Source organism: Caballeronia sp. LZ034LL (genome assembly GCF_031451215.1).
GTDB lineage: Bacteria > Pseudomonadota > Gammaproteobacteria > Burkholderiales > Burkholderiaceae > Caballeronia.
In genome coordinates, this window is sequence record NZ_JARUXR010000004.1 from 669142 (window position 1) to 684295 (window position 15154).

Here is a 15154-nt window from a genome sequence, read left to right on the forward strand (position 1 = left end):
TGGACCTGGGAGATGACGGGACGCTTGCGGGCGTCCCGTTTTTTTGTGGTGGATTTGGCGCCAAGGTTGTCTGGTCAACGCGCCGATGTCTGAGCGCGTGCAGGCTATGCAGCCGTTCGATCGTTCGATAACGGATGATTCGGAAATTTCGTATTCTGTTCGATCGGATTTGATTTCACACTCAAGCAGTGAGATGTTCCTTTCCCCATGCGCTATGGACCCTCGGAAAGGTGCCGTGCCAACAGCTACGCAAACGAACCATGAGGCTTGAAGTCAAGCGTATTGACTGGTTGACGATAGGAATTGCCGTGACGATCCTTCTCTCGTTCGGACAATTCAGCTTATCGAACATTCGATTTTTCCTGCACTCCACAGTGACGTCAGGCGTAGTGGTCAAGCTCAATCATGGCGAGTATCACCCCCAAGTGACATTCATGACTGACAAGGGTGAACACATATCTTTTCCTGGCAGCAGTTCGTGTCCCGTGGAAATTGGGGATCGGATCGGCGTCCGTTACGAGCGCAGTCAACCTCTCAAAACGGCCACCCTTGATCAGAAGACGCAAATCTTTGGTGGCGACGTAGTGATGCTCGTCATCGTATGTACGTTCACAATCCTGGGGCTTCGAGGGAAATCGCTGTTTGACCGATGGGTAAAGACCGAGAATGAGTGAGTACCGAAAGAGCACTTGGAGGTATGAGACCGGCGCATTGCAATCCATGTCAATCGGGCCTTTTTCAGCCGTCCGCGGCGTGGTCGTGCTCTCTTCGCCTGATGGAAGGAAGCATAAATACAACGAGGTCAGCTTCGGCTTCAATGTAGGAAAGCGCATTCCAGTCAAATTCCAGCTTCCTGACATTCCCCTGCCGCATGCGGCTTTCAAAGGTAACGGGGTTACCGGAAGCGGTTCAACTATCGACTTCGATGGCGGTGGTGTCGTCTTTATGACGCCAACTTTCCAAGGTGACGAACTAAGCACGGATGATTTCTCAGGTGCGGCGAATTCTATTGAAGGCGGCGGAGGGTTACTCGTAGCCTACGGCTATACCTTTCTCTTTACGGGCATGCCGCAAGCCGTCTTGCTTGCCGGATTGAGCAATCCGGCTTTCTTGGGCATTGCCTTGAGGACCGCAAAAGGCTTGATCATCATTCGCGGGATCAGCGAAGGCTTGATCGATGGTCTCGGCGTGACTTCATCATTCGGAGCGCTTTCCTATGGTGGGGAATATGTGGAGTAATGCGAGGTTGCGGTAGCTCTCAGAAGGAACAGAGAATTGCGTACAGCGAATCGCACCAATAAGCTGGCTGCCCGTCGGCTCCCGAGGTGAAGTGGACTGGTAACCACATTTAATACGTGAGGGGCGTCTGATCAGCATCCACATACACTCTGCACTCATGCGCGGTGGCGACCACTCTTAGGGCAGGCACTCCGGCGATGTCAGCCGAGCCTCGGCAAGGATGTGGCATCCGACGCCTTGCGTGTAGTTGGTGATGTGGTTGCTGATCGCGAAGCCCTAAATTCTTGCAGGATACTGGCGATAAGGGCGGAAGCATGGTTTGGAAGGAGGTATAGGAGTGGTGACTCAATCCCCCATCCCACACGCCGCCTCTCACCGCCGCGACTTCGACAACGCATGCCCCAACTTCAGATTGGTCGCGATCTGCCACACATACACGCGTGAATAGCGCACCCCGTAGCGTCGCTCGATCAGCTCGCGCAACCTCGCATTGGTCCACGCGTCGCTCTCGAAGCCGTGCGCGCGCGCCGGTCCTTGCAACGCCTCCGCTATCCAGTCGAGTGCCGCGCGATCCAGCACCGACGCCCTCCCGCCCACGCCCATTTTTCCAAGCGCGTCGAGACCGCCTTCTTCAACGAGTGCCTTGTAGCGCCGCACCGTCTGAACCGACAGATGCAATGCATCCGCCACCGCTTCCACCGACGCGCCTCCCACCAGCATCCGTCCCGCTTCCATGCGCCGTGCGACGCTCGGCAGGGTATCGGGTTGGGGACGGGGAAGCATGGCGCGCCGTTCGATCAGGCTGACCGGATCGCTGCCAGACCAGAGGCCACGAGGCAGCAGGCAATGCGCATCGCACCGCAAGCGACCTTGCGGTGTTCGTGTGCGTTCATGGTTGCCCCCTTGTCGAGTGAGGCTCGTTGGGTAACGGCGGCAGGACGGGATCGGGCGATATGAGATCGGTGTACGGCTGTCGTGCGCCGCCTTTCCGAGATGTACCAATAAACGTTTTCAGCGACGATGGACAAGCATCGCCGAAAATTTTTCGGCTTGATTATTCCCGATGGATTTCCTATGACGCCCGCGCAAGGCAGGTACACAGGGTCACGCGTCTGAACCCGGCGGAAGTCAACCGACACACAAAGGCGAACCTGGCGTTCCCACGACAAACCGCCTCAAACGCGATAGAACTCGATGTCCTGTCCCGCATGAACCGCGCGCTTGAGCCACTCGGGCATGTCGCCGAGGCCGTCCCACGTGTCGCCGGATGCATTGCGGAAGATGGGCATGGCGCTGCCCGCCGCATGCGGCATGGAAGGCAGTTGCGGCATCGGCCGCTTCACCTTGGGCGCGCCATTAGGTCCGGTGGTCTTGGTGAAGGAGGGCGGCGGCGGATTCTCCGCAGGCACTTCGGCCAATGATTCAGCCAACGCTCTTTCCGAAATGCCGAACTCGACCATTCGGCTGCGCAAATACGCAATGATGCTGTCTCGCTTTCTTTCGTCCACGGCTTTCCTGATTCAGCTTTTTGATTATCAGAAGACGAACCGATATCCCGCGCGGACCGGCAGGCGGCTCGATGACTTGATTGGATGTGTTTCTTGAAGCGTGGCGCAGTGCGTGCCTCGCGTCAATTAGTGTATTACCGCAATATCAATTAATGCGCCCGGGCACCTTGCCATTATTGCCGGCATTTGCCCCGAATGCGAACATTCATCCACCCGGGCATCGCAATGACGGACGCGCGCCTCGATGCGCACGGTACGCCACGTTGAGGAGCCACGATCTGCCAGAAGCAAGGTGGTCGCAGCCACTACCCGCATGACGGACGACCGATTACCTCGCGTATGTCTATTGTATGCTGCCAATCGTCACTGTTAAATCGCTTTTAACGATTGTGTTGTTCTCCCGGTAATTCCGCGCCATGCGCCCGTATGGCGGCAATCAATTCCGCTGGCGTTATCTCATAACGCACTTCGCGATGAATGCCGGGTTTGCGCTCGTCGATTTCGATCAACAGCACAGCCTTGCCGTCCGCTGCCGGTTCGAGTCGGAGCGAACGCACTTCCTGGCCGCCTGCGTCGTCATATTCCGTCATGAGCGTGATGGCGCCCGTGACGGCGCTTCTCGGCATCGACATTCTTCCTCCCATCTTGCTGCGTCATTGTTGTTGCGCCGCGCCCCAAACCCGCGTGCACCCTTGAGGGCGCGCGCGAAGCGGGTCAGGCCGGGCGGATGAAGCGGACGCGGAGGGCGCCGAGGTGCTCGCCGCCTTCCGGTTCCTCATTATTGCCTGTCAAAAGCAGCGGCGTCCAGCACGCAACAATCGATGACAACCCGCGGCGCGCGCCTTTCAGGCCGTCTGGCCGATGGCGTCGCGCGCCTGGGCGGTGATTTCGAACGAGCGCAGGCGCTTCGCGTGATCGAAAATCTGTGCCGTCACAATCAGTTCATCAGCCTGGGTCTGCTCGATGACCGAGCGCAGACCCGCTTCGACGTCGGCCGGACCGCCCACCACCGAGCACGCCAGCGAACGCTCGACACCCGCGCGTTCCGCATCGCTCCAGGCCACCGCTTCGACCGGCGGCGGCAATTGTCCGGGCGTGCCGCGGCGCAGGTTGATGAACTGCTGCTCCAGCGACGTGAAGAGGAAACGCGCTTCCTCGGCGGTATCGGCGGCGAAGACGTTCACGCCGACCATCGCGTGCGGCTTTTTCAGCGTCGCCGACGGGCGGAACTGCGTGCGATACACCTCCAGCGCGGTCAGCAGGTAATCCGGCGCGAAGTGCGACGCGAACGCGAACGGCAATCCGAGCGCCGCCGCCAGTTGCGCGGAAAACAGCGAAGAACCGAGCAGCCAGATCGGCACATGCAGGCCGGCGCCAGGCACGGCGCGCACCCGCTGCCCTTCGACGGGATCGGCGAAATAGCGCTGCAACTCGACGACGTCATCGGGAAACGACTCCGCGCTGCCGATCAGATCGCGACGCAGCGCCCGTGCGGTCGTCTGGTCGGTGCCGGGCGCGCGGCCGAGTCCCAGGTCGATGCGTCCCGGGAACAGCGAGGCGAGCGTGCCGAACTGCTCGGCGATCACGAGCGGCGCATGATTCGGCAGCATGATGCCGCCGGAGCCGACCCGGATCGTCTTCGTGCCCGCCGCAATATGGCCGATCACGACGGCCGTCGCCGCGCTCGCGATGCCGGACATGTTGTGGTGTTCCGCGAGCCAGTAGCGCACGTAACCCCAGCGCTCGGCGTGCCGGGCGAGATCGAGTGAATGGGCGAACGCATCGACGGGCGTCGAGCCCTGCGGGACGGGGGAAAGGTCGAGCAGCGAAAAGGGGATCATTGCGGCATTCCGTAAGCGTGGCGGCGCGGGCGCGGCTTCGCGGGGCGCTTGGGCACGATCCGCGGCGCTGTTGCGCGCCAGGCGCTGAAAGACTCGATTGTGCCGAAACTCCGCGAATCATGCCGGGACGGTCCGTCACGCTGCGCCGTGGTCTGGCCCAGGCTTAGTCGAGTTGCGGATAGCCGCGCGCCAGCGCGTCGCGTTCGTAGTCGAGGATCGACGCGTAATCGGCGAGCGTGCGCCGGACGATGCCGTTGAGCCGAAGCCGCCGGGACAGCGCCGGGTCGGCACGCGAGGCGTCGGCGAGCGCCTGGAAGACGCGTTCCCGCGCGTCCGCCGGCAGCCGTGGCGATGCAATGAACGGCAGCGCGCCCGCGCTCGCCGTCGTGCCGATCACGCGGACGCCGTCGGTCAGCTCCGGCGCATGCGCTTGCGCGAAGGCGAAGGTCACGCAATCGATGGCCGCGACATCGGCACGGCGCTCGATCGCCAGCGCGCGCAGCGACGCGAGATGCGCGCCGGTCCACAGCACCGACGAGAAAAAGCGGCCGTCCCGCGCGAGCGGCGCGACGGCGTGTCGCAGCAGGTTCATGCCGCTGTTGGAATCGGCGGCGTTGCTGGCGGCGCGCAAGCCACGGCACGCCTCGAGCGAATTCGCGCCGACATTCGCACCCACCACCAGGACGCTGTGATAGCGGCCGTCGTCGCAGCTGGGCAGGTCGAACGACGGTGCGCCGAGCAACTCCACCCGCGAGGCGAGCGCATGCACCAGCGGATAGCCGCAGGTTTGCGACAGCAGCAGGTCGTCGCGGAGCCAAAAGGCGGTCAGATCGGCGTCGGCATCGACGATGTCGAGCGTATCGCCGCGCGCTTGCAGCCAGTCCGCGAGATTCGCGCGGACGTGATGCAGCAGTTCACGCCAGTCTGCCGCGAGCGCGGGGCTGACGTTGTACATCGGCAGGGCAGCGATCCAGCGCATCGGGGGAATCCGGAAAGTCGGCGTTGCCGCATGGTACAGCGGCGCCGGTCAGCCCGCGAGACCGCGCCGGGACGTCGCGAGACGGCCGGAAGCCACGTCCGGCCGCAGCGACGCGGCGTCCGGATGCACCGCATCCTCCGCTTGGGCGAACGCGTGACGGGTCATCCATTCGCCATACCCGCGCACGACGAAGCCGCCATTGCGGGCGCGATAGGCGTCGCGGCGGCGCGCGTAGATTTCGCCGAGCGCGAACCACGGCGCGCCGGGCAGGTCGTGATGGACGGCGTGATAGTTATTGTTGAGAAAGAGCAGGCGCCACGCCCAGGCGGCTTCGTTGATGACCGTGCGCTCGTCAACCTGCGCCGACGCGCGATGCTCCTGGAACGATCGCACCGAGGCCAGCGCAAGCGACGCATAGCCGACGCCGAAGACGAACGCGCGCCACGGAATGCCGCAGCGGACCTCGAGCCACCACGCGAGCGCCGCCAGCGCGCCACCGTGGAACACCCAGCTCGCGACGATCTCCCAGCGCCGCTCGGCCACGGCGCGGAACGCCTCGCGCAAGCTGGCGGCGATCGAGAACCAGGGTCCGAGCAGCAGCCGTCCGGCGAAAGTATTGCGCGCGGCGAGCGCGCCGCGCAGCACGACGCCGGCGCCCGCCCATTGTTCCGCCGTCACGTAATAGCTTTCCGGGTCGCGGCCGGGCTCGGTCAGATGATCGTCGTCGTGATGGCGCAGATGCGAGTCGCGATACACCGCGTAGGGAAACCACACGGCGAGCGGCGCCAGGCCGAAGAGCATGTTGACGAGCGGCCAGCGCGTCGGATGCCCGTGCATGAGTTCATGCTGCAAGGACATGTACCAGCACGACAGCAGTGCGAGCAGCCCGAGCGCCGGCACGAGTCCGAGCGCACGTGCGTTCAGCGCGACCCCGAACCAGCCGCCGTACACCGCGACGATCACCGCCCACGTCGGCCATTCGCTGCGCCAGCGCCAGCTGGCGCGCCGGGCTTGCAGTTCGATGCGCTGGACGTCGTCGAGATAGCGGGGCATGGCGGAATTCACGCGGAGTCAGAATGGGCGAGGGGCCATCGTAACGGCGCGTCCCGCGCGCTCAAACCAAGCATTCCGTCTAAGTTTTCCTGACGCGGCGCTATAAGCTTCGGGGCGTCGCGATTATTGGCCGGGCGATCCGGCACGGTATCCTTGACGCCTTTAGCGGCCCTTGAATCGTCCATGACCAAACCCACCGCGTCCCGCTCGCTGCAAACCTCGGCTCGCTTGCCGCGCAGGTCCGCCCGCCTCGTCGCCGGGTTGATCGCCTTCAATCTGCTCACCTGGATCTGGGCGCTGGTCGCGTTCCGGCACTATCCGCTGCTGCTCGGCACGTCCTTGCTGGCGTATTCGCTCGGGCTGCGTCACGCCGTCGACGCCGACCACATCGCCGCCATCGACAACGTCACCCGCAAGCTGATGCAGGAAGGCAAGCGGCCGCTGTACGCCGGTTTCTTCTTTTCGCTCGGCCATTCGACCATCGTCGTCCTGGCCACCGCGCTGATCGCTGCGACCGCGCTCGCCGTGCAGGGACGCTTTGCGGACTTCCGGGAGATTGGCGGGCTCATCGGCACGTCGGTGTCGGCGCTGTTCCTGTTTCTGATCGCCGCGATGAACCTGTTGGTGCTGCGCGGCGTGTGGCGCGCGTTCCGGCGCGTGCGGCGCGGCGAGCCGGTGCGCGAACAGGACGCCGATCTGCTCGCCGCCGCCGGCGGGCCGCTCGCGCGTGTCGCGCGGCCGCTGTTCAAGCTGATCGGCAAGAGCTGGCACATGTATCCGCTCGGCTTCCTGTTCGGTCTGGGCTTCGACACAGCCACCGAGATCGGCCTGATGGGCATCGCCGCGGCGGAAGCGGCGCGCGGCCTGCCGGTCTGGTCGATTCTCGTGTTCCCGATGCTGTTCACGGCCGGCATGTCGCTCGTCGATACCGCCGACAGCCTGCTCATGACCGGCGCCTACGGCTGGGCCTTCAGGAAACCGCTTCGCAAGCTCTACTACAACCTCACCGTGACCTGCGTCTCCGTCCTGATCGCCGTGCTGGTCGGCGGCATCGAACTGCTCGGGCTGATTGCCGACCGGCTGCAACTGAGCGGCGGACTGTGGGACGTGGCCGGCGCGCTGTCGGAACATTTCGGGGCGCTCGGCTATGGGATCGTCGCGCTCTTCGTGGCGTGCTGGCTGCTGTCGGCGCTGATCTGGAAGTGGCGCGGCTACGACGACCTCGACCGGAGCGTCACCGGCTGAGTTCACGGGCATTCTTCCTGCTGTAAGGATGGGCCAGCCGCCCATCCAATCCCGCATCGGGCGGCGACCAGGGAGAACCCACATGAACGACCCCCAAGCCGGCGCGGACTCGCCGCACCTCGACAGCGCCGAGCAGGAGCAGGCCGCCGAACATTCGGCGCCGCATCCGCTCGTGATCCACGAGATCGTGCGGGAGGAGGGCGAAGTGGCGATGGAGCGCACCTTCGTCGCGCTGATGTTCTCCGCGCTCGCCGCCGGTCTCTCGATGGGCTTTTCCTTTCTCGTTCAGGGCGTTCTCGACAGCGCACTGCCCAAGCGTCCCTGGAGCGATCTGATATCGAGCTTCGGCTATACGATCGGTTTCGTGTTCGTGATTCTCGGCCGCCAGCAGCTGTTCACTGAAAGCACGCTGACGGCAGTGCTGCCGGTGCTCACGCGCCGCGATCTTGCGACGCTGTTCAAGGCGCTGCGCCTGTGGGCCATCGTGCTGTTCTTCAACATCGTGGGCACAAGCATCTTCGCGGCGATCCTGCAGATCCGCGGCGTGTTCGCGCCCGACGTGAGCGAAGCGCTCGCCGAACTTGCAATGACGCCGCTCTCCGCCGAATTCGGCGTGACCGTCGTACGCGGCGTGTTCTCGGGCTGGCTGATCGCGCTGATGGTCTGGCTGCTGCCGAGCGCGCAATCGGCGCGGCTGCTGACGATCCTGCTCGTCACTTATACCGTCGCAGTCAGCAAGCTGACGCACGTGATCGCCGGGTCGGTCGAAGCGGCGTATGCCGTAATGAGCGGCGCGGCGGGCATCGCCGACTACGTCTTCGTGTTTTTCGTGCCGACCCTGATCGGCAACATCATCGGCGGCGTGTCGATGGTGGCCATCGTCAATCACGCGGCGATCGCGCCGGAGATCGGCGGCGCGTCGCAGCGGAAAGCGGACCCCGACTAACCCGACTATTTGTTGTTGCCTGCGCCGGTGCCGTACAGGCCGTTCTCGAAACCGGTATTGCCCTCGGGTTTCTGATGCTTGCCCGAGGCGGCGCGGCGCCCCTGCGCCGCATCCTTCGACTGCGGCTTGTTCGATTCGATGACAGGCGTTCCCGCAGATTCGGACGCGCCATGCGCGTTCGAATCGGACTGGCGATTCTCCTGGCGACCGGCGCCCGCGCCCTGAGTGATCTGCGCGACGCCATAGGTGCTGAACGCGGCGATCAGGCTCGCCACGACGATACGAGCGAACCGTTCGTGAGAAAGGCTGGACATGGCGGCTCCCGGCATGATCGAAATACGGTCTCTCGAGCAGGTTCGATGCCTGACGCCGCGAATCGTGAGATGCAGAACTGGTTGGGTACGCCCGGCCCTCAACGAAACCAAACCAAACGAGGGGAGGGCGACCACCGGGGGTCGCGCCTGTCGCGCGAATGGCGAAAGCGGCGGTTCAGGCCGCTTTCGCCCAAAGCCTGTTGGTCGGGCTCCTGCCACGCGAACCCGAATGGCGCGGACCGGCATCGATCGTATCGAAGGCGACGCGCAGGGCCTCGACGCGCTGCTTCTGCGCCGGCACCAGCGCATAGCCCTGGACGACCGCCGTCAGCCGCTCGCGCCAGTACTCGACGTTGAGCGTTCCGGATGCATGGTTTTTCATGGTGCGGAGCTGCGCGAGCGCGCGCTCGATATGCTGAAGTTCGACATCGGCCAATGCCGAGGGCAAAAGGCTGCCCTTGGTCTCGCTTTTCTTCTTTTTCATCTGGTCTTCCTCTCGGCCGTGCAGCACCCCATCCGGCTTGCGGATCGCGTGCTGCCCCAGGCACCCCGTTCACCCGCGCATGTTTTTTAAATCTGTCGCGGGCGGCCCTTGCTCTTTTCTTCGGATGACCGATCGATGCCGGTTAACAACTGACTCGATCGTTAGCAAAAATGTACGCAATGACTGGCGGGTGGCTCCGTCTGTCATCGCACACTCGGGCGGGAGGAAGGTGCGGCATGAAACGTTGCCGCGTGAGACGTGAAAAACCTTATTCGCTGCTGTCGGGCGGTTCCGCAGCCTGATTGCCGCTACGGCGGATCTGCTCTTCCATCGCGAGATCGAGTTTGCTGACCTTGCGCGGCCTGGCCGGATCGCGGGCGTTGACGAACGCGACGAAGGCGTCCATGGGCATCGTGTCCGAGAGCCTGGCCGAGCCGGCGGGCGAGCGTTCCACGAGATAGAAGAGGCCGCCGGGCATCGACACCGCCGCGTAGTTCGGATTGCCGCTGCGTGTCTTGAGCCGTTCGACGGCGTTGATGGCTTGGGTGGAGCGCATGATCGCCGGATTATTTCTCGGTGCTGTCGTTGCTGGGCGTGTCGGACGGCGCGCACTTCTTGCCCGCGCCCTCGATCCACAGATTCGACGCGTGGCGTTTGCCCGGATAGAAGCGGTACGTGGTTTCGCCGTTGTCGTAGCGCACCTTGATGACGTTCGAATCGCCGAATTCGAGCATCACGCCTTGCGGGATGGACGTCTGCTGGTACTTGGCGTCGTGCTTCTTCGCTTCCGCGTCAATGCACTGGACGATGCCGTTCACCTTGTCGTTGGTCGACGATTTCTCGATCTCGGGTTGTCCGGCATCTTCGTTATGAAATTGCGCACAGGCGGCGATCAGCAAAGGCAGCGCGAGCGCGGCGGCAAGTTTTTTCATGGTCTTTTCCGTCTGGATCTCCCGGGGATCGCTCCCGGTCGAGGTATCGGGCTGAACCCGGCATTAGAGCACATGCCCTTTACAGTTCGGACAGGTTCGCGAACAGGCATCCCGGACGATGCAGCAAGGGCCGCGCCCGATTCGGGACGGATCAGGCGTCGGGCGGCACGCCGAGCAGCGGCAGCGTCCCGCCGACGATGCCCGAAAACACCGGCCCGGCCACCGTGCCGCCGTAGTAACTGCTGCCGCCGGGTTCGTCGATCATCACGGCGACGATCAGGCGCGGATCGCTCATCGGCGCGATGCCGACGAAGGACGCGCGATACTTGTTCGCCGCATAGGCGCGCCCGATCTGCTTGCGCGCCGTGCCTGTCTTGCCGCCGACGCGATAGCCGTCCACCGCCGCCGCGCGTCCCGTGCCGTGTTCGCCGATGGCCCGCTCCAGCATGTCGCGCACCGCCCGCGCGGTGGCGGGCTGCGTGACCGGCAGCGCGTCGCGGCGCTTGTCGCCGGCGATCAGCGTGGCGGCGTGGAAGCGGCCGTCGCCGGCATAGGCCGTGTAGATCTGCGCAATCTGCACCAGCGAAAGCGACAGACCGTAGCCATAGGCCATGGTGGCCTGCTCGATGGGCTTCCAGCGTTCGGGCGAGCGCAGCCGGCCGGTGGCCGCGCCCGGAAAGGTCAGCTCGGGCGCCCGGCCGATGCCGTATTCGCGATACTTGTCCCAGATCGTTTTCGCGGGCAGTTGCAGCGCGAGCTTCGTCAGCGCGACGTTGCTGGACATCTGCACCGCCTCCGCCACGGTGATGACGCCGTGATTCGACGTGTCGTGAATGACATTCGGCCCGATCTTGATCGTGCCCGGGCCGGTGTCGATGCGCGTGTCGGGCCGCACCTTGCCGAGATCGATGGACAGCGCGGCCACCAGCGGCTTGATGGTCGAGCCGGGCTCGAATGTGTCGGTGAGCGCGCGGTTGCGCAACTGTTCGCCGGTGAGGCGCGTGCGGTCGTTCGGATCGAAGCTCGGGTAGTTGGCGAGCGCGAGCACTTCGCCGTTCTTCGCGTCCAGCACGACGACGCTGCCCGCCCGCGCCTTGTGCTTCAGGATCGCCGCCTTCAGTTGCGTGTGCGCGAGCTGCTGGATGCGCCGATCGATGGTCAGCTGAATGGTTTCGCCGTTCTGCGGCAGGTCGATCTCGCCGATCTGCGAGATCACCCGGCCGAGCCGGTCGCGGATCACTTCGCGCTGACCTGCTTCGCCGGTGAGGCGGGCGTCGGCGGCCAGCTCGACGCCTTCCTGGCCATGGTCCTCGTTGTTCGTGAAGCCGACCACGTGCGCCGCCGATTCCCCTTCGGGATAGAAGCGCTTGGTGTCCGGCACGAGCGTGATGCCCGCGCGTCCGATGGTCGCGATGCGCTCGGCGGCCTCCGCTTCCACCTGCCGCTTGAGCAGGACGAAGGCGCGGTTGCCGTCAATGCGCCGCTGCAATTCCTGCGGCGGCATGTCGAGCAGGCGCGCGATCTCGTTGCCGTGATCGCCGTCGAACAATTTGGGCGAGGCCCAGACTTCGTAAGTCGCCAGACTGACGGCGAGCATCGAACCATTCCGGTCGACGATGCGCCCGCGCGTCGCCGACAGCGACAACGTCCGCTGATAGCGCTTCTGCCCTTCGCCGATATAGAACTTGTGGTCGATCACCTGCACCCACAGCGCGCGCGCACCGAGTGCGAGAAACGCCGCCGTGACGCCGATGACGACCAGCCGCGAACGCCAGGCGGGCAAGGCGGTGGTCAAAACCGAACTGCGGTGATGCGTCTGGAAATCGCTGCCGCCGCGCGTCTTCTTCTTGAACATCGTTGTCTCACAAGTAAGCTAGGGAGTGCCGGCGGCGGGTTCCCAATGATTCAGTGCAGGTTTCAGGGCAGGCAGGACAAGGCCGCATCGAGTGCGGCGGCATCGTCGCCATCCGGCAGACGAATGCCGATCTCACTCGCGAGGATCTGCCGCAGCTCGGACACGCTCTCGGCGACGCGGGATTCGCTCGGCGCGCCGTCGTCGTGCGTGTGATGGATGTGCAGGCGCCCGTTGAACAGGCCGTAGCGCACGCCGGGCGCGAGACGCGCGGCGAGCAGGTTGTGCACGAAGACCGATTGCGGGTAAGTGGACACGAAATGGTTGGCCATCTCGTAGTCCGCGTCATACTGCGGATCGAGGTCGAAGTGATAGACGCTCGCCCAGTTGCCGTCCACCAGCGCCTTCAGGATGAACGCGGGCGGCTGGCCACTCGCGCCGCCGGCGTTCTCCAGCCGGAACGCGCCGTGCGGCGTGATCTGTTCGAGACCGGTTTCGAAGACGAGCGGCGCTGAAAGCACCATGCCGCCGAAACCGACATCGGCGAGATAGGTGCCTTCGTCGAGATCGACCAGCAGCAGCATGTGCGTGCGCGTGGGCAGGTCCGATGCAGCATGATTCGCGTCGCGCCCCCACAGCACGCGGCCCGCGAAGCTGCGTACGCGGAAGCCCAGTGCCCGCAGAACGCTGCGTAGAAGCAGGTTGTGTTCGTAGCAGTAGCCGCCGCGTTCCTGCGTGACGAGCTTGTGCTGGATCGAGGCGAGATCCAGCCGGACCGGGCGGCCGAGCAGGACGTCAAGATTTTCGAAGGGAATGGCTTGGGGATGCAGCAGGTGCAGCGCGCGCAGAGTGTCGAGCGTCGCCGCGGGACGCGCGGCAGCAGAAAAGCCGATGCGCGTGAAGTAGGCGGCGAGGTCGGGTGAAGTGTCGTGTGCGTTCATGTGGAGTCCGGGCAAGGGTCGGCTTCAATGTCTGTCGCCATGTCCGCGAGCGCTGTCGCAAGCGTGCATATCTTACTTCACGAAAGCATCTAAATTACAAAAAGCATACGCTGCTATGCGGCTGTGCTTTCAACTGAGGTTCAGTTGAACTGTGACGCAACGCCGATGGTCTTTCCAAGGTTCAATACGCAACCGTGCAATTGATAAGGGGCGCCACACCATGTCGAAAGATGCAAACGAAGGGACTCAGCCGAATCAGTCGAACCCGCCCGAGAACGGCAAACCGGCGAGCGATACCTGCGCGGGCAAGCATCCCGCGCCGCCGTGCACGCTTGTCATCTTCGGCGCGGGAGGCGATCTCACCAAGCGCCTGCTGATGCCTTCGCTGTACAACCTCGCCTCGGACAAGCTGCTCGACGACGCGCTCGAGATCATCGGCGTGAATCGCGGCGAACGTGAAACCTCCGACTGGCGCGACGAGCTCACGCAATCGCTGCGCAAGTTCGCCTCCGACAAGGCCGCGACCTTCCACACGTCGAAGCTCGACGAGGAAGCCTGGAGCTGGGTCGAGCAGCGGCTCGAATACTTCCCCGGCGAGTTCACCGACGAGGACACCTTCAAGCGCCTCAAGGAACGTCTCTCGAAGGCCAAGTCGGGCAGCGTGATGTTCTACCTCGCGGTGGGCGCGCGCTTCTTCGAGCCGATCGTCGAGCATCTCGGCGCGGCCGGGCTGCTGGAGGAGAAGGACGGCAACTTCAGGCGCATCGTGATCGAGAAGCCGTTCGGCACGGACCTGGCAACGGCGCGCGAGCTGAACGCCTGCATCCTCAAGTATGCGCAGGAAACGCAGGTGTACCGGATCGATCATTTCCTCGGCAAGGACACGGTGCAGAGCATCCTGGCCGTGCGCTTCGCCAATGCGATGTTCGAGCCGGTGTGGCGGCGCGAATACATCGACAACGTGCAGATCACGGCGGCCGAGACCATCGGCGTGGAAGGGCGCGGCGCGTTCTACGAACAGACCGGCGCGTTCCGCGACATGCTGCCGAACCATCTGTTCCAGCTGCTCGGCATGGTGGCGATGGAGCCGCCCAATTCGTTCGACGCCGAATCCGTGCGCGACAAGAAAGCCGAAGTGTTCGACGCGATCCGTCCGCTGACGGCGCAGGATGTCGTGCTCGGCCAGTACGAAGCGGGTCCGGCGGGGCCGGGGTATCGCGAGGAAGAGGGCGTGGCGCCCGACAGCCGCACCGAAACCTACGCCGCGGCGCGCGTGTACGTGGAGAACTGGCGCTGGGCCGGCGTGCCGTTCTATCTGCGCACCGGCAAGCGGCTGACCGAGCGCCGCACGGAGATTTCGATCACGCTCAAGGCGGTGCCATTCCTGCTGTTCCGCGATACGCCCGTCGACGCGCTCACGCCGAATGTCTTCACGCTGCGCATCGATCCCGCGCACGGCACCACCTTCGACTTCAACGTGAAAGTGCCGGGTCCGCTGATGCAGATCGGCAAGGCGCGCTCGGCGTTCAACTACTCGGACTATTTCGCGGAGCGCGCGAACGTCGGCTACGAGACGCTGCTATACGACTGCATGCTCGGCGACGAGACGCTGTTTCAGCGCGCCGACAGCATCGAGACGGCATGGGCCGCCGTCGATCACGTGCTGCATCCGGACAGCCCGTTGCCCGTGCACGGTTATGCGGCGGGCAGCGCGGGACCGGCACAGGCGGACCAGCTGCTGGCCGACGACGGCCGCACGTGGCGCGCGCTGACCGATCCAGTCAGGAAGAACTGAACACCACTCGAACTTCACTACAAGG

At 64.2% G+C, this 15154-nt stretch carries 18 protein-coding genes; 6 read left to right on the plus strand and 12 right to left on the minus strand.

Annotated features, from left to right (window positions below; translation table 11 throughout):
* The first annotated feature begins 260 nt into the window (after nucleotides 1-260).
* Nucleotides 261-674: a DUF3592 domain-containing protein gene (locus QCE83_RS30420; RefSeq protein ID WP_309819892.1), complete on the plus strand. Its 414-nt coding sequence runs from the start codon at nucleotides 261-263 to the stop codon at nucleotides 672-674.
* Nucleotides 667-1239, plus strand: a complete 573-nt coding sequence (locus QCE83_RS30425) for a hypothetical protein (RefSeq protein WP_309819895.1) — start codon at nucleotides 667-669, stop codon at nucleotides 1237-1239. Before QCE83_RS30420 ends, QCE83_RS30425 begins: the two co-directional genes overlap by 8 nt.
* A 372-nt stretch (nucleotides 1240-1611) precedes the next feature.
* Here the strand turns inward: QCE83_RS30425 and QCE83_RS30430 are convergent, their stop codons facing one another.
* Both QCE83_RS30430 and QCE83_RS35190 read right to left on the minus strand, forming a co-directional pair.
* Complete coding sequence (locus tag QCE83_RS30430) at nucleotides 1612-2022, minus strand: helix-turn-helix domain-containing protein (RefSeq protein WP_309819898.1); 411 nt, start codon at nucleotides 2020-2022, stop codon at nucleotides 1612-1614.
* 392 nt (nucleotides 2023-2414) lie between these two features.
* Nucleotides 2415-2528, minus strand: coding sequence for an H-NS family nucleoid-associated regulatory protein (locus tag QCE83_RS35190; RefSeq protein WP_404985904.1), 114 nt, complete (start codon nucleotides 2526-2528; stop codon nucleotides 2415-2417).
* Here QCE83_RS35190 and QCE83_RS35195 point away from each other — a divergent pair.
* Nucleotides 2527-2844: a hypothetical protein gene (locus QCE83_RS35195; protein WP_404985906.1), complete on the plus strand. Its 318-nt coding sequence runs from the start codon at nucleotides 2527-2529 to the stop codon at nucleotides 2842-2844. The two genes, QCE83_RS35190 and QCE83_RS35195, sit on opposite strands and share 2 nt — an antisense overlap.
* Before the next feature lie 283 nt (nucleotides 2845-3127).
* Here QCE83_RS35195 and QCE83_RS30440 read toward each other — a convergent pair whose 3' ends face one another.
* The 4 genes from QCE83_RS30440 to QCE83_RS30455 form a co-directional block, all read right to left on the minus strand.
* The gene (locus QCE83_RS30440) at nucleotides 3128-3373 is read right to left on the minus strand and encodes a hypothetical protein (protein ID WP_309819900.1); all 246 of its coding nucleotides are present in this window, start codon (nucleotides 3371-3373) and stop codon (nucleotides 3128-3130) included.
* 219 nt (nucleotides 3374-3592) lie between these two features.
* On the minus strand, nucleotides 3593-4588 hold the full coding sequence (locus QCE83_RS30445; RefSeq protein ID WP_309819901.1) for an LLM class flavin-dependent oxidoreductase: 996 nt from the start codon (nucleotides 4586-4588) through the stop codon (nucleotides 3593-3595).
* A 163-nt stretch (nucleotides 4589-4751) separates the two neighbouring features.
* The gene (locus tag QCE83_RS30450) at nucleotides 4752-5567 is read right to left on the minus strand and encodes a PhnD/SsuA/transferrin family substrate-binding protein (RefSeq protein ID WP_309819903.1); all 816 of its coding nucleotides are present in this window, start codon (nucleotides 5565-5567) and stop codon (nucleotides 4752-4754) included.
* A gap of 48 nt (nucleotides 5568-5615) precedes the next feature.
* Complete coding sequence (locus QCE83_RS30455; protein WP_309819904.1) at nucleotides 5616-6620, minus strand: fatty acid desaturase; 1005 nt, start codon at nucleotides 6618-6620, stop codon at nucleotides 5616-5618.
* 183 nt (nucleotides 6621-6803) lie between these two features.
* Between QCE83_RS30455 and QCE83_RS30460 the strand changes: the two genes are divergently transcribed.
* Both QCE83_RS30460 and QCE83_RS30465 read left to right on the plus strand, forming a co-directional pair.
* Entirely contained in the window at nucleotides 6804-7865 is a 1062-nt protein-coding gene (locus QCE83_RS30460) for a HoxN/HupN/NixA family nickel/cobalt transporter (RefSeq protein ID WP_309819905.1), read from the plus strand.
* A gap of 82 nt (nucleotides 7866-7947) precedes the next feature.
* Nucleotides 7948-8811: a formate/nitrite transporter family protein gene (locus tag QCE83_RS30465; protein ID WP_309819908.1), complete on the plus strand. Its 864-nt coding sequence runs from the start codon at nucleotides 7948-7950 to the stop codon at nucleotides 8809-8811.
* 5 nt (nucleotides 8812-8816) lie between these two features.
* On the opposite strand, the gene QCE83_RS30470 is transcribed toward QCE83_RS30465, so the two are convergent.
* The 6 genes from QCE83_RS30470 to QCE83_RS30495 form a co-directional block, all read right to left on the minus strand.
* The gene (locus QCE83_RS30470; RefSeq protein ID WP_309819910.1) at nucleotides 8817-9125 is read right to left on the minus strand and encodes a beta-xylosidase; all 309 of its coding nucleotides are present in this window, start codon (nucleotides 9123-9125) and stop codon (nucleotides 8817-8819) included.
* A 175-nt stretch (nucleotides 9126-9300) separates the two neighbouring features.
* Nucleotides 9301-9609, minus strand: a complete 309-nt coding sequence (locus tag QCE83_RS30475) for a hypothetical protein (protein ID WP_309819913.1) — start codon at nucleotides 9607-9609, stop codon at nucleotides 9301-9303.
* 268 nt (nucleotides 9610-9877) lie between these two features.
* Nucleotides 9878-10165: a hypothetical protein gene (locus QCE83_RS30480; protein WP_309819915.1), complete on the minus strand. Its 288-nt coding sequence runs from the start codon at nucleotides 10163-10165 to the stop codon at nucleotides 9878-9880.
* Nucleotides 10166-10175: 10 nt separating this feature from the next.
* The gene (locus QCE83_RS30485) at nucleotides 10176-10541 is read right to left on the minus strand and encodes a hypothetical protein (RefSeq protein WP_309819917.1); all 366 of its coding nucleotides are present in this window, start codon (nucleotides 10539-10541) and stop codon (nucleotides 10176-10178) included.
* Between the two features lie 151 nt (nucleotides 10542-10692).
* Nucleotides 10693-12396, minus strand: coding sequence for a penicillin-binding protein 2 (locus tag QCE83_RS30490; RefSeq protein ID WP_309819920.1), 1704 nt, complete (start codon nucleotides 12394-12396; stop codon nucleotides 10693-10695).
* A 62-nt stretch (nucleotides 12397-12458) separates the two neighbouring features.
* The gene (locus QCE83_RS30495) at nucleotides 12459-13334 is read right to left on the minus strand and encodes an arylamine N-acetyltransferase (protein ID WP_309819922.1); all 876 of its coding nucleotides are present in this window, start codon (nucleotides 13332-13334) and stop codon (nucleotides 12459-12461) included.
* A 220-nt stretch (nucleotides 13335-13554) separates the two neighbouring features.
* Here QCE83_RS30495 and zwf point away from each other — a divergent pair, with 220 nt between their 5' ends.
* On the plus strand, nucleotides 13555-15129 hold the full coding sequence (gene zwf, locus QCE83_RS30500) for a glucose-6-phosphate dehydrogenase (RefSeq protein WP_309819924.1): 1575 nt from the start codon (nucleotides 13555-13557) through the stop codon (nucleotides 15127-15129).
* Nucleotides 15130-15154: the final 25 nt, after the last annotated feature.